This window comes from Vibrio sp. R15-SG3-ISO1B (genome assembly GCF_059833835.1).
This window is the reverse complement of the sequence record NZ_JCBDGG010000013.1, coordinates 1-14,421: the sequence shown is the minus strand read 5'-3', so window position 1 is coordinate 14,421 and position 14,421 is coordinate 1. Positions and strand designations below refer to the sequence as shown.

The following is a 14,421-nucleotide window of genomic DNA, read 5'->3' as shown; positions in this document are numbered from 1 at the left end:
CCCGCACCGAAGTGGTTTGGCCGCTTCGGTGCGTTCAATCTCAACCGATTGTCACGAGCCAGTGGCTCACATACCAATAGGACCCTAACCCATGAATACGTTTACGCACAACAGTTTACTGGTGGCGATGGCGCTCGGCTTAACCGCGTGCAGTGAAGGCGAGGTGACCCTGCCGTCGACTGCCGTAGAGCAAACCACCGTACAGGTGGTTGAGCTTAAAAGCCCTTTCTCGCAAACCCTCAAGCACTTTAATGGCATCATCAGCTCGCAAAATAGCGCAGGGCTGTCGTTTCGCGTGGCTGGCACCATAGAGACGCTGCTGGTCGATGAAGGCGACTTCGTTGAAAAAGGCCAACTGCTCGCCACACTGGATAAGCATGACTACCAAGTCGCGCTTGAAGAGCTAGAAGCGAAGATGCTGGAAGCTAAGTCGGCGCACGCTCTTGCCAGCAATGAACTGAAACGCGTTAAGCAAGCGCGCGCCGATGACGCGATCGCCAGTGTCAATCTTGATCGTGCTATGAGTGCGTATGAGCGTTCGGCGGCGATGGTCAAAGTGGTGGAGAAGAACATTCAGCGCGCGCAAGATGCGTTGCGCTACACCGAGTTGCGCGCCCCGTTTTCTGGGCTAGTGGGCCGTATTGCGTATGATGAATTTGAACAAGTGCTGCCGGGCGCGGCGGTGATTGGCTTGCAAACCCCTAACGCGCTGCAAGTGGAAATTGATGTGCCGGAAAACTTGATTGCCTCTATCAACACTGGCCAAGAGGCGACATTAAGCTGGTACGGCAGCGAGGCTCAGCGTGCGGCCAAAGTGACCGAAATAGCACCGTTTCCTCACCTTATTAAACAAACCTACACGGTCAAACTTGCGCTGTCTGAGCCAAGTGACGAACTCTTTATTGGTAAATCTGTTGTTGTGTCGACCACTAACGCTCAGCAGGTACCGGCTTACTGCTTGCCTTACTCGGCCTTGATGGGCGAGCAAGACACACTGCACGTACACCTCATCCGTGATCAGCAGGTTGAGAAGCGCGCTGTCGCCGTTCGTTCACTCAATGCCAATACTGCGTGTGTTGACGGACAACTCTCGGCAGGTGAGCAGGTGGTGGTGAGCGGTACGCACTATTTGTCTGATGGACAAAAAGTGGCGAATGTTTTGGTTCGAGCAGATTAAGGGTGAGATGCAAGCATGATGAATCTAGCCGAATTTGCTATTCGACAGCGCACCTTTGTGCTGTTTTTTACTGCGTTGAGCGTGATTGCCGGTCTGTTTTCCTATTTTGATCTTGGCAAGCTCGAAGATCCCAGTTTTACTGTCAAAACCGCCGTGGTGGTAACGCTTTATCCTGGTGCGAGCGCTGAAGAGGTCGAGCAGCAAGTCACCGACACCATAGAGACCAAGCTGCAAGAAATCGGCGCGTTGGATAAGCTGCGCTCCATTTCTGTTCCGGGGCGTTCGATGGTGTTTGTTGATCTACACGAGTCAACCAATTCCAAAGCGTTACCTCAGCTTTGGGACTTGATGCGTCACAAGATCAATGATGTCAAATTGCTGCTGCCATCCACTGCGCAGATCAGCATAGTGCAAGACGAGTTTTCAGAAGTCTACGGCATGCTGTTCGCCATTCATGGCGACGACGCCAAACCGGAAGAGCTGCGTCGCTACGCCGAGACCTTGCAGCGCCAACTGAAAGCTGTGTCTGGTATCAAAAAGATTGAGCTACACGGCGTGCAAAAGCGCGTGGTGCACATTGATATGCCCGATGAGCGCTTGGCGCAGTATGGCTTGTCAGTGACTCAAGTTTTGAATCAACTCAACGCACAAAACACGACTTTTGATGCTGGCAGTTTTGATGCGGGTTCACAGCGTATTCGCGTCGAGCAGAGCAGTGAGTTTCAATCCATCGATGACATTCAAAACTTGGTGATCAAAGGCGGCGTCAGCGAGCTGAGCACGGGTTTGATTCGCTTGGGCGATGTCGCGGATGTGACGATGGGCTATCTAGAGCCGGCGCTCACTCAAAGCCGTTTTAACGGCGAACAAGCAGTGACCTTGGCGGTAAGTCCGGTTGATGGCATCAACGTTGTCGCGCTTGGAGATACCATCACCGAGATGATCGCGCAATTTAATGCTGAACTGCCTCTGGGTGTGAGTGTATCCACCGTCGCTTATCAGCCAGAAGAGGTACAGAAGTCGATCGATGAGTTCGTTGGCAACTTGGCCGAGAGCGTGGCGATTGTCTTCATCGTGTTGCTGGTCTTTATGGGATTCAAAAGTGCGGCGATTGTCGGCGGTAGCTTGATCCTGACCATTCTGCTGACCTTGATTTACATGAACGTGCGTGAGATTGATTTGCACCGCGTCTCACTTGGCACCTTTATTTTGGCGCTCGGTATGTTGGTGGACAACGCGATTGTGATCACCGATATGATGATTGTCAAAATCAACAAAGGCGTGCATCGCACTGTTGCCGCGATGGAGTCGTTCAAAGAGACCGCCATCCCTCTGCTTGGCGCGACCGTGATTGCCATCATGGGCGCAAGTCCTGTGGTGTTCTCCCAGACGGATGCGGCGGAATTTGCAGAGTCGGTGTTTGACATCATCGCAGCCTCATTGCTGCTCTCTTGGCTAGTCGCCATGGTGTTTACCACCTTGATGTGTTGGTTGTTTATCAAACCCAGTAAAAAAGCGCAGCAGGGCGAGGGCAGCAGTCATCGACTGGCGAAGATCACTGGCTGGATTGTCGATAACCCGAAAAAGGCGTTGTCAACCCTAGTGCCAACTATTCTCGTGACGATTGCGTTAGTGCCGTTTGTTGGATTGAACTTCATCCCGCAATCGGATCGTGAAATCGTGTTCCTGGATTACTGGCTACCGAATGGTGCGAAAGTCGAGCAGACCTCCAGTGATATGCGCCAAATCGAGCAATGGCTGCTCGCTCAGCCTGAAGTCGAAAGCATTTCGACGGCGGTGGGTGCAAGCGTGCCGCGCTTCTCAGTGACGGTGGAACCGGAGCCATTGGATGCGGCTTATGGGCAGATCCTCATTAATACGCACGATTTTCACGGCATTAAAGATCTGGTCGCTCGTGGTGATCGCTACCTTGCGGAGCAGTTCCCGAATGCGCAGCCACGTTTTCGCGCCTTGAAGCTTGCGACGTCTGATAAGTTTGCCGTCGAAGCGCGCTTCTCAGGGCCAGATGCCAATGTGCTGCATGGGTTATCTGAGCAGGCTCAGGTGATTTTTGCTAGCCACCCAGACGCACGTTATGTGCGTGACGACTGGCGCCAGCAGACGCAAGTGATGAAGCCGGTTATCAACCAAGACAAAGCGCGCCGCGCTGGTATTAACCGTGCCGACATTGCGCTGGCGATGAAACGTGCATCCGACGGGTTGACGGTTGGCATGATGAACCTCAACGACGAACTGATCCCCATTCAAGTTCGCGCGACAGAGCGCACTATGGCGTCGCTCGAAACCTTGCCAGTGAAATCGATTCTTGGCTTGCACACTGTGCCGCTTGGTCAGGTGGTGGATGGTTTCGAATTCTACCCAGAGGAGTCGATGATTTGGCGCCGCGACCGAGTGAAAACCATTACAGCGCAAGCGGGTGTCGCTCGCCATGCCACGCCAGCCCAAGTGCGTGACGCGGTGAAAGATCGCATTGAAGCAATTGAACTGCCAGACGGTTACTCCATGGAGTGGGGCGGTGAGTATTACGATGAGCACAAAGCGGTGACCGATATTTTGATGCAACTGCCTAAGGCAATGATCATCATGATCATCATCTTGGTGGCGATGTTTAACGGTTTTAAACAGCCGATCATCATCCTCGCGACCATTCCACTGGCTGCAACAGGGGCGGTGTTCTCGCTGGTGGCATTTGATAAACCGTTTGGCTTTATGGCGCTGATTGGCGCGGTCACTTTGACCGGTATGATCATCAAAAACGGCATTGTCTTGATGGATCAAATTGAGCTTGAGCGCAAAGCGGGGCTTGGCTTGGCCGATGCGGTCAAAACCGCGACGCTTAACCGCACCATGGCGATCTCGATGGGCGCGTTGACTACAGCGCTAGGCATGATTCCGCTGATGAGCGATCTGCTGTTTGACCAAATGGCAGCCACCATTATCGGCGGTCTAGCCGCGGCTACCGTGCTGTCACTGATGGTGATGCCTGCGGTGTACATGCTCACCACCAAAGACGAACCGACGCGCGGCGATGACGCGTTTAACTTCGATACCCAACCAGCAGGGCAATGATCATGATGACACGTTTTACTTTCAAACTGCTGCCTGTTGCGATGGCGTTATCGCTCTCGGCCTGTGCAGTCGGCCCCGATTACCAAGCGCCAAGTATGACCTTGGCCGAGACTTACCTCAACGCCGAGCACAGTGAGCAAGCAACCCAAGATTTGTGGTGGCAATCCCTCGGTGATGAGACGCTCAATCAATTGGTGGCACAGTTGCAGCAGCAAAATATCCACCTGAAAACGGCAGCAGAGCGCATACAAATGGCTAATGCGTACCAAACCATTGTGGAGTCGTTCAAAGTGCCCACCGTCAATGTGGGCGCAGGGTACTACAACTACCAGTTCAGTAAGAACGATTCGGCGCTAGGCCCGATCCTTAACCCGCTTGGTCAAAGCGTGCCGGGGCTTGACAACATTGCTCCGGGGCTCGGTTCGATGACCTTGATGGACAATCAACATGACGGATTCGCTTTAGGCGCGAATCTCTCATGGGAGTTGGATCTGTTTGGCCGCATTGATAAGCAATCGGAAGCGGCGAAAATTCGTGTCGAACAAGCCGAGATCTACCGTGAAGGGTTGAATCTGGCGCTCAGCGCGGATCTGATTCACAACTACTTGCAGTATCGCGGCGCCCATGAGCGCAAGCAATTGGCGCTTGAGAACATTGAGGATCAAAAGAAGACCCTCAAGTTGGTGACGAGTGTGGTGAACAGTGGCTACGGCTCGGCGCTTGACCAATCGCAAGCCGAAGCCATGCTGGCGGCCACGCAGGCGATCATTCCGCAGTTAGAGATTGCGGAGCAGGTACATAAGCATCGCATGGCGATTTTGCTCGGTGTGCCGCTGACTCAAATCGATACCCAGTTAGCGACGCATCAGGATGTGCCTGAGCTGCAAGGTTTGATTCCGGTTGGTTTACCGTCGGAACTGCTGACCCGCCGCCCGGACATTCGTATCGCGGAGCGTGATATGGCCGCCATCAATGAGGAGCTCGGCGCAGCGATGGCCAATCGCTATCCGAAGTTCTTTATTACGGGCACCCCAGGTGTCTCTGCTGGCAGCTTTGATGATCTGTTTAAAAGTGATTCCTTTGGTTGGGCGGGCAGTGCCGGCGTGAGCTGGAACGTATTTGATGGCGGACGCGGCAAAGCGAATGTAGAGATTCAGGAATCTCGGTTGAACAACGCCGCGCTTCGCTACGAGCACACGGTCAACAGTGCGATTGCTGAAGTGGACTCGACGCTATTTGCCTATGGCCGCAGCCAACAAAACCGCGATCAAATTGACATTGCGATGCAGGCGACCGATCGGGCGCTGGATAAAGCCAAGTCACTCTATCGCGCGGGGCTGATTGACTACATTGCGCTGCTGGACGCCCAGCGTCAGCACCGCGTGATGCAAGATCGTCAAGTAGCCGCCAAGCTACAAGCGGCGCAAGCGACCGTGGCGGTGTACAAATCGCTCGGTGGTGATTGGTCGGTGCAATAACGCGGGTAAACCTAACCATTAATCAAAGTCTTACTGCTCGATGAGTACTGGTCCTCCTCATGGGCAGTGAGGCTTTCTTCTCCAAGGAATTGACATGAAACCCAACGCTTGGGTAGTGTGTAGCGCCATTGCTTTGGCTGGCTGCTCATCGATCCCCGAAAAAACCAACCAACCACTGACGAGTTCGGCTGAACCGCGTTATACGGTGAGCGAAAAAATGGCCACGCTGCCAGACAATACGGTGGTGTTGTTGAGCTTTTCTGGCGGTGGCACTCGTGCAGCGGCGTTTTCCTACGGTGTCATGAAAGGACTGCGTGACTACCGCTATGAGTACCAAGGGCAAACCCATCGCTTGCTCGATCAGGTTAACGCCATCAGCTCTGTCTCTGGCGGCAGTTTTACCTCTGCCTATTACGGCTTGTACGGTGAGGCCATTTTTGACGATTTTGAACAGGCGTTTTTGTACAAAGATGTGACGACCAGTTTGAAAGACATCGTCATGAGCCCCGAGTACTGGTTCTCCAAACATGCGCGCTCGGCCGCGGCGGCGGACTATTACAACACGCATATTTTCCAAGATACCACCTTCTCGGCGCTACGCGATGAAGGGCCGATGATCATTATCAATGCCACCGATCTCTCGACCGGCGCGCGTTTTTCATTTACCCAGGAGTATTTTGACCTCATTTGCTCCGACTTAAATAGCTACTCAATTAGTGACGCTGTCACAGCGTCCAGTGCTGTTCCTCTGCTGTTCTCACCTGTCCTGCTCGAGAATTATCCCGGCTGTGAGAGAGCGCTCTACAGCGCGCAGAGTCGGCACCGTACCTTACACAGCGCCACCAATCGTTCGCTGAAAAAATTTGAGGACAGAGAGCGTTATCAATATCTGCATTTGGTCGATGGTGGCATCAGTGACAACCTCGGGCTGCACGCCCTGTATGACTTAGTGACGACCCAAGATTTTGGCTTAGTTGCTGAGAAAGATCGCCTGCAAACCGTGGTGGTGATTTCGGTCGATGCTGCGGTGCGTCCAGATTGGGAAATCGGCCATCAAAAGCAAGAGCCGACAATGGCGAATCTATTGGGTTCGGCCAGTGACGTGCAGATCCACCGTTACAACGATTTGTCCAAAACCTACCTCAGTATGATTTTGGATGAATGGCAAGCGCAGCAGCCTGATAGGCGCTATCTGTTTGTCGATATCAATCTCTCAACGGCGGAGGACCAGGCATTTGTTCAGTCCATCCCGACCGATTTTCATCTCAAAGAAGCGCAGGTCACGCGGCTGATTGAACACGGTTACCAACAAGTAATGACACACCCAGAGCTGGCGCATTTCATCTATCAAGGCACTCACCCACAAGAGGCAAACAGAGAGTAATATGGCCCTATCGGAGACATCGGTGATCGACACCATCGAAGTGGTGGATTTTGTATCCTTCACTATCGCTATCATCCTACTTTTTATCGGTAAGTTCGTCTTATCGCGCAGTCGTGTGCTGCAGAAATACAGTTTACCTGAGCCGGTGATTGGCGGCTTTATCTGTACTTTGGTGGTCGCCTTGGTCTACTACCTGTTTGGGAAAGAGATCCAGTTCAACTTGCAGGTGCGTGACATTTTGCTGCTCTACTTTTTTGCCGGAATTGGCCTTAAAGCAGACATCGACAGTTTGCTCAATGGCGGTAAGCCCTTGATGGTATTGTTGCTGCTGGCGAGCGTCTACATCGTACTGCAAAACGTACTCGGTATCAGCGTGGCGACCTTGTTTGGTTTTGACCCGAAAGCAGGGTTAATGACAGGTTCGATTTCGCTGATTGGTGGCGTAGGCACTACCGTTGCGTGGGCGCCCACCTTTATTGACGATCTCGGTATTGCTAATGCGATGGAACTCGGCATTGCTGCCAACACGCTAGGCTTGATTTCGGCGTGTGTCATCGGCGGCCCGATTGCGGCGTACTTGATGAAGCGACACGCCATCAGCGCCAACACCACTCACGACTTGGACATCGGTATGGCGCACACCAGCAGCAAAAAAGACATCTCGGTGGATTATTTTGGTGTGCTGCGCGCTTGGCTATGGCTGAATGTCTCTTTGATTATTGGCTACTTTTTGGATTTGTCGCTAGAGGCGGCGGGGCTCAAGCTACCCATGTTTGTGGCGTGTTTGATAGGCGGTATTGTACTGGGTAACTTAGGTCGCTGGATTTTGACCAAGCTGCGCAGCGAGGAGTTTAACACTTACGCCGAAGACGCCGAAAAAGGGCTCTCACTTATCCAAGATATCTGCTTGGGGATGTTTTTAACCATGGCGCTGATGAGCCTCAAATTGTGGGAGCTGCAAGGCAGCGTGGGTTACCTTGCGGTGGTCATGAGTGCTCAAGTCTTGTTGTCGATTGTGTTTACCGTCTGGGTGGTATTCCGCGCGATGGGCAAAGATTATGAAGCAGCTGTCATGTGCGCCGGTTTTGGTGGGGTGACCTTAGGCTCGACCGCCACCGCGATTGTCAATATGACCGCGGTGACGCAGCAATACGGAGCCGCGCATAAGGCGTTTATCATTCTGCCTTTGGTGTGCGGATTTTTCATCGATGTGGTCAACGCCTTGGTAATTAACTATTTTGTGACTTGGTAACGGGTGTTATTGGGTTGAGAACAATCCAAAATCAAACGCGGCGCCTGAGGCGCCGCGTTGCTTTGTAAGAACGTTGACCCAAACTCAGTGTTTGGCGCTCGCGATGTATTGCTTAATTTTTTCGCGCAGCCAAATACCGGCATCGGAGTTGCTGTCTCGGCGGTGCCAGATCATCGTATGGTTGATAGAGATGCTGTCGAGTGGGTAAGGGAGCAGTTTGATGCCTAAACGGTGTTCGACTTGTTGGCCCAGTAGGTAACTGGACGTGCACAAGCAATCCGACATACTAGCGAGATGCAAAGCGCCAAGCAGAGAGTCACTGACGGAGCTAATGTCGCGGGTTGGGATGTAAGATTTAGTGAATCGCTGAGCAAGCGACATACTGCCGCGCTCCATCATCATAATGATGTGCTTCTCAGCGTAAAACTGCGCTTCGTTGATGTGATCATGAATACGTGGATGATCTTGGCGACACGCTACCACGCAGTGATCCTCAATTAACAATTCACTCATAAACGCTTTATTCTGCGGCACATAAATATCGATAGCTAAATCGAATTGACTTAAGCTCAATTGTTCTTCTAATAATTCTTCGGAAATAGGAATAGGATGCAGTTCGATTGTAATATTTTTGAGTTCGTTATCTCGCTCTATCGCTGGATGTAAAATATTTAGCATTGCTTCGTTAACTAATACTTTAAATGTGCGATGTTGTGCGGGAGTAAATTCAGAAAGAGAGTCAACCGCATCATCTAATAAGTAAATGGATTGTTTCAGTTGTTCCGCAAAGTTAATGCCTTTTTGCGTAGGAGTGATAGAGCGCCCTTGGCGAACAAACAAGGCGGCCCCGATCTGGTTTTGCAAGCGTTTTATGGCAGTACTGACACCCGGTTGGGTCATATCCAGTTTATCCGCGGCGGCGGTAATTGAACCAGTACGATAGACTTCCAAAAATATTCGAAGCGCGCTTAAATCAAGTTTACTTTTATCACAACTCATCGGTTGACTCCCAAATATGATAGCTATGATTTTCATCAAATCAAGTAAGAAGTCAATATATTTTATTTCGATAAGAACTATTAATGATATTGGCAATTGTAACACTGAATTAATTATGAGGAATGAGTCGAATTTTTTGGATAAAAACGCAGGTTAAATAATAATTTGATTTCAGTTTTAATATTTATTTTCCCGTATCAAGGTGTAGATATTTAATTTAATGAACTTCGATGGCTGCATTTAGGGTTTTGTCAAATACTCTTCTCTTCAACGTGGCAAAGTGGTGATGGGCTTTTTGTATCTCTTGTAGTTCTAGCATCCATTGTGCACTGCGCTGAGCACTGCAAAATGCGGTCATATGGTGGAGCAGATCCTCGCACTGGTGGTGCAGGATATGACTGATGGCCTCAACCAATGGGTTGGACTCAATCGACATAAACTGAAGTTGGGCGTAGGTTTGGTTGAGCAGTTCAAAGGCACGTTGATGTTGCCCCATTTTGTTGAGGATTTCTGATTGTGTGATGGCGGCATTTCGTAATGCTGTCGTCAAACAGCGAAACTGGCATGGCTTGGTGTTGTCATCCTCCATCGCCTGTTGGACATGGCTGGGTAGGTAGGCCAACACTTGATCGTACAGGTAATAGGCTTCAGGCCAATGTCCTTGCTCCAGCAATTGTTCGGCTTTGAGATAGTGTGTCCAGCATTGCTGTAAATCCATTGATATCACTCCACATTAAACGGCACACTGCGTATTTAAATGCAATTGATTATTATATGCAAATGGTTATCATTTGTTATTTTGTTGGGGCGATTTGATGGTTATTTGAGCAGTTGAACGTGAATACTGTGTAAGTCACTAAAAACTAAATAAAACTGACCTAAACTAAGGAAACAGAACAATAACAATGAAGGACCGAACTATGGCTATTCAAAGACTTGAGGCGAGCCAGTTGTATCATTTTGCGGAGCTAGAAAAGCTCGACAGCAAATCAACCAAAGAGTTGGCCCCTATTGATGAGATTGTCGGTCAAGAGCGCGCGCAGAAAGCGGTAGAGTTTGCGATGTCGATCAAGGAGAAGGGATACAACATTTATGCGATTGGCCAGAATGGACTGGGCAAGCGCACCATGATTTTACGTTACCTCAACCGCCACAAACACGATGAGAGTGCGTTGTACGATTGGTGCTATGTGGCGAATTTCGAGGATATCCGTACGCCAAGAGTGTTGAAGCTCCCTTGTGGTGTCGGCAGCCGATTAAAGCAAGACATTGAAAAGTTGATGGGCAAGTTAGTCAATGCGATGCCTCTCGCGTTTGATAACGAACTCTACTACAGCCGTGCGGACAAATTGAAAAACCAATTGGCCGCCAAGCAAGAAGCTGAGCTTGCCAGTATTACTAAAGAAGCGAAAGCCAAAGGCATCAGTCTTACCATCACGACGCAAGGCGATTATCAGTTTGTTGCGATGAACGGCGAAGAGATGCACACCGAAGAGTCGTTTGATGCACTGAGCAAAAAAGAGCAGGAGTACTTCGGCGCGACCATTGATGAGCTTGAAGTCAACTTGAGAAACATGGTGCGTCAGCTCACCGAGTGGGAAGAAGCCTACAGCGAAAAAATCAAAAAACTCAATGATGACGTGACACTCGATGTGATTACGCACTTTATCAAACAGTTGAAAAAGGATTACTCAGGATACCCAGAGATCAAATCCTACCTGAGTGAACTTTCACAAGACATCGTCGAGAATGCCGACATCTTTCTTGAGCAGAGCGCTGAGCAAGGAGAGGTGGCCGCGGCTTCACTGGACAAAAAATTGCCTCGCCGTTACAAGGTTAACGTTTTGGTAAGCCGTAAAGAGAGTAAGTTCCCCATTGTGGTGGAAGAGAATCCGAACTACCACACTTTGTTCGGTTACATCGAAACCGCTACCTTTAAAGGCACAGTCTTCACCGACTTCTCGTTGATACGCGCGGGGAGTTTGCACAAAGCCAACGGCGGTGTATTGCTGATGGATGCGCAAAAGGTGTTAGAACAGCCCTATGTGTGGGATGGGCTTAAGCGGGCGTTAAGGGCGCGTCAGCTCAGTTTAACGGCGCTAGAGAAAGAGGTGACACTCACCGGCGCCGTCTCACTCGATCCTGAGCCGATTCCTTTGGATGTAAAAATTATCCTGTTTGGTGACTATCGCACCTATCAGTTGCTGCAACACTACGATCCTGAGTTCAGCGAACTGTTCCGTGTCACCGCCGATTTTGAAGATGAGATGACGCGCACGCCTGAATCGGAATTGCACTATGCGCGCTTTATTTCAAGTGTCGTGAACGACAACAGTATGCTGCATTGTGACCGCAAAGCGATTGCGCGCATCATCGAACACAGTTCACGATTGGCGGGCGATCAAACCAAGTTATCACTCCATTCGGCCAATATCGCCAATTTGTTGCGTGAATCGAACTACGTCGCGCGTCAAGCCAACTCCAATATGATACGCGTCAGCCACGTCGAAGAGGCACTGGCTAATCAAGAGATGCGAGTGAGCCGTTTGAAAGACACCGTGATGGAAGGGTTCACCAACGGCACAACTCTGATTCGAGTGGAAGGCGAGGCGGTCGGTCAGGTCAATGCGTTGTCGGTGCTCAGTACCAGCGAGTACATGTTTGGCGCGCCGAATCGCATCACCGCCACCACCTGTTATGGTGATGGTGATGTGATTGATATTGAGCGCAGTGTCGACCTTGGTGGCAGCATTCACTCCAAAGGCGTGATGATTTTAACCGCCTATCTCTCATCGGTGTTTGGTAAAACCGCGAAAGTGCCGCTCAGCACCACGATTACGTTTGAGCAGTCCTACGGCGGGGTAGATGGCGACAGCGCCAGCATGGCGGAGTTCTGCGCGGTGGTGTCGGCGTTTTCTAAGCAGCCCAATCGTCAGGATATTGCGATCACCGGTTCGATGAACCAATTTGGCGAGTCTCAACCGATTGGTGGCGTGAACGAGAAGATTGAAGGCTTCTTTGATGTGTGTACCATCAAAGGTCGCTCGCCAAATCAAGGGGTGATCATTCCTCGCTCAAATATGCACAATCTGATGCTGCGTCCTGACATTGTCAAAGCGGTGGAGAAAGGCGAGTTCAACATTTGGGCGATTGATCATGTGACGGAGGCGATTGAGTTGTTTACCGGCAAAGCTGCTGGTCAGCCGAGCGATGAGGGCAGCTACCCGATTGACACCATCTTTGGTATTGCGCAGGCCAAACTTAACGCTCTGCGCAAGTAGTTCGATTGCTTATCTAGGCTTGTCACCCTTGGGTATGACAAGAAAAAAAAGAAGTAAAAAAGAGAAGAGAAACAAAAGAGAGACCTCGCCTTAGCGAGGTATCCTTATTTGAGCGGTTCTGTACTGAAGTGGCGATGTTCAACGTGCGATGTTCATGGAGAGCTGTAAATCCAACGACAGCGAGGCGAGTTTGGTTTTCAGCACTTGACGCATGGTGTCCAACTCCGAGACTTTTAGCTGTTTCTGGTCGGTGGTAACATCGAGGCGGACACGCAGTTCTCGACCCACTTTCGTCACGCCAGCGACTTCAAGTTGCGAGCTAAGTTGCGCGTCAAGGGCGCTCACTTCTTTGTCCACGCGGCGCAGAATTTCATTGCTTGGTGCCATCATCAGTAGTTCTCGCATCGCATCGCGAATCATATCAAACGGTACTTTGATAAAGTAAAACGACATGGCAATCATCATCATCGGGTCTGCGTATACTGCGTAGTGCGCGAACGGCGAATAAGTTAGCGCCAAAGCGAGTAAGAAACCGAGCGTAACCGCGACACTAAGCAGTGTATCCATTTGCCACTGCTTGGCTTCCGCCTCAATCAGGCCAGAGGAAAAACGCTGAGATTTTTTCGCGATCATCCACCATGCATAACCACAGCCAATGACGTTCACGATGCCAAACAGAGTCGCAATCGAAGGATCAACCTCGCGGCCGCCATTCGCAACAGCGATGAGTGCGGAGTACAGCGAATACCCAACAATCGATAAGATAACCGCTCCTTTGATGGCGATGACCACCGGCTCTAACACCGCTTTACCAAAAGGAAAATGACTTTTCTGTGGGCTCTGAATGTAACGTGATACCGCGAGCGACAATAAAGTTAACAGTAAACTAACAAGTGAGTAGACGCCGTCAAAGACGATAACCAGTGATCCAACCAATGAACCGAGTACCAAACCACCCACAGCAAAGCCAGACGCAATAAGGGCTGAAAAGGTCAGTATTCGTTTTTCATTCAAGCTGGTTTGAGCACACATAACATCATCTCTGTCGTAAACACGCTTATAGTTTTTACTCAAGTGGACATTTAAACAACTGAGAAATGTGCATGGTCGAAGGGTGAAAGGAAGTGTTGGTAAATATTTTATTATAAATCAGCTGGTTAACAAGAAAATTATGTGTCAATAAATTTGACGCTGGCTGTCGGTCGATTTAGAAATCAAACAAATATTCATTGAGGCGATCCGCAAGCCAAGTCATCCCTGGGTGCTCCGCCATGCCCGCAGACGTAAACATGCAGTAATCTTCCTGAGTAAGTCCGTAGGTATGTTTGATGACCGAGAGCTTTTGCTGACGCAACAAATGGCGAATCAAGGGTTCAGGTAACACGCCCCATGCGTCCTCTTCCATAATGGTTTTGAGCATATAATCGAAGCTTGAAAAACCGATGTGTCGCAATGAAAAAGGCTGAAGTTCTGGGTTGTCTTTCTCATTAAGATACACCATGACCGCTTGCATGGCATTGCGCAGCTCATCGTCGGATACTCGGCGCAACTGACTGAGCTTATGATCCGCACTGCATACTGACATCATGCGGATTTTGCCTAAGGGTTGGTAGGCGATGTGTGGGTCGTCGATGCGTTCGTAATCCACACCAAAGGCAAAATCGACTTGCCCGGTGGCGACCAAGTTTGCCAAGTCGCCACTGGATGCCAAGACGAGGTTGAATGAGGTGGCAGGGAACTGGTTGTTGAGTTTGTGGGAA

Annotated in this window: 10 protein-coding genes; 6 read left to right on the top strand and 4 right to left on the bottom strand. The window is 50.4% G+C overall.

Annotated elements, in window-relative coordinates:
- The first annotated feature begins 91 nt into the window (after positions 1-91).
- From AC6R0S_RS04120 to gltS, 5 genes are all read left to right on the top strand, one after another.
- On the top strand, positions 92-1,177 hold the full coding sequence (locus AC6R0S_RS04120; protein ID WP_500637275.1) for an efflux RND transporter periplasmic adaptor subunit: 1,086 nt from the start codon (positions 92-94) through the stop codon (positions 1,175-1,177).
- Between the two features lie 15 nt (positions 1,178-1,192).
- Entirely contained in the window at positions 1,193-4,267 is a 3,075-nt protein-coding gene (locus AC6R0S_RS04115; RefSeq protein ID WP_500637274.1) for an efflux RND transporter permease subunit, read from the top strand.
- Positions 4,268-4,269: 2 nt separating this feature from the next.
- Positions 4,270-5,745: an efflux transporter outer membrane subunit gene (locus AC6R0S_RS04110; protein ID WP_500637273.1), complete on the top strand. Its 1,476-nt coding sequence runs from the start codon at positions 4,270-4,272 to the stop codon at positions 5,743-5,745.
- Between the two features lie 94 nt (positions 5,746-5,839).
- Positions 5,840-7,129 carry a patatin-like phospholipase family protein gene (locus AC6R0S_RS04105; RefSeq protein ID WP_500637272.1) on the top strand — a complete coding sequence of 430 codons (1,290 nt, stop codon included), beginning with the start codon at positions 5,840-5,842 and terminating at the stop codon, positions 7,127-7,129.
- Position 7,130: 1 nt separating this feature from the next.
- Positions 7,131-8,381 carry a sodium/glutamate symporter gene (gltS, locus tag AC6R0S_RS04100; protein WP_500637271.1) on the top strand — a complete coding sequence of 417 codons (1,251 nt, stop codon included), beginning with the start codon at positions 7,131-7,133 and terminating at the stop codon, positions 8,379-8,381.
- Between the two features lie 84 nt (positions 8,382-8,465).
- Here gltS and AC6R0S_RS04095 read toward each other — a convergent pair whose 3' ends face one another.
- Together AC6R0S_RS04095 and AC6R0S_RS04090 are read right to left on the bottom strand one after the other, a co-directional pair.
- On the bottom strand, positions 8,466-9,380 hold the full coding sequence (locus AC6R0S_RS04095; protein WP_500637270.1) for a LysR family transcriptional regulator: 915 nt from the start codon (positions 9,378-9,380) through the stop codon (positions 8,466-8,468).
- Between the two features lie 217 nt (positions 9,381-9,597).
- Positions 9,598-10,098 (bottom strand): hypothetical protein, encoded by a 501-nt coding sequence (locus tag AC6R0S_RS04090; protein ID WP_500637269.1) that lies wholly within the window; start codon positions 10,096-10,098, stop codon positions 9,598-9,600.
- Between the two features lie 202 nt (positions 10,099-10,300).
- On the opposite strand from AC6R0S_RS04090, the gene AC6R0S_RS04085 reads away from it, so the two are divergent.
- Positions 10,301-12,661, top strand: coding sequence for a Lon protease family protein (locus AC6R0S_RS04085; protein ID WP_500632127.1), 2,361 nt, complete (start codon positions 10,301-10,303; stop codon positions 12,659-12,661).
- Between the two features lie 138 nt (positions 12,662-12,799).
- On the opposite strand, the gene AC6R0S_RS04080 is transcribed toward AC6R0S_RS04085, so the two are convergent.
- Both AC6R0S_RS04080 and AC6R0S_RS04075 read right to left on the bottom strand, forming a co-directional pair.
- Positions 12,800-13,693, bottom strand: a complete 894-nt coding sequence (locus AC6R0S_RS04080) for a cation diffusion facilitator family transporter (protein ID WP_500637268.1) — start codon at positions 13,691-13,693, stop codon at positions 12,800-12,802.
- A 175-nt stretch (positions 13,694-13,868) separates the two neighbouring features.
- The coding region (locus AC6R0S_RS04075) for a LysR substrate-binding domain-containing protein (protein ID WP_500637267.1) at positions 13,869-14,421 on the bottom strand (553 nt) is incomplete at its 5' end.

What these genes read in the sequence shown, in the direction of transcription:
- AC6R0S_RS04120 (WP_500637275.1), top strand. Translation starts at nt 92, where the DNA reads ATGAATACGTTTACGCACAACAGTTTACTGGTGGCGATGGCGCTCGGC.
- AC6R0S_RS04115 (WP_500637274.1), top strand. Translation starts at nt 1,193, where the DNA reads ATGATGAATCTAGCCGAATTTGCTATTCGACAGCGCACCTTTGTGCTG.
- AC6R0S_RS04110 (WP_500637273.1), top strand. Translation starts at nt 4,270, where the DNA reads ATGATGACACGTTTTACTTTCAAACTGCTGCCTGTTGCGATGGCGTTA.
- AC6R0S_RS04105 (WP_500637272.1), top strand. Translation starts at nt 5,840, where the DNA reads ATGAAACCCAACGCTTGGGTAGTGTGTAGCGCCATTGCTTTGGCTGGC.
- gltS (WP_500637271.1), top strand. Translation starts at nt 7,131, where the DNA reads ATGGCCCTATCGGAGACATCGGTGATCGACACCATCGAAGTGGTGGAT.
- AC6R0S_RS04095 (WP_500637270.1), bottom strand. Translation starts at nt 9,380, where the DNA reads ATGAGTTGTGATAAAAGTAAACTTGATTTAAGCGCGCTTCGAATATTT.
- AC6R0S_RS04090 (WP_500637269.1), bottom strand. Translation starts at nt 10,098, where the DNA reads ATGGATTTACAGCAATGCTGGACACACTATCTCAAAGCCGAACAATTG.
- AC6R0S_RS04085 (WP_500632127.1), top strand. Translation starts at nt 10,301, where the DNA reads ATGGCTATTCAAAGACTTGAGGCGAGCCAGTTGTATCATTTTGCGGAG.
- AC6R0S_RS04080 (WP_500637268.1), bottom strand. Translation starts at nt 13,693, where the DNA reads ATGTGTGCTCAAACCAGCTTGAATGAAAAACGAATACTGACCTTTTCA.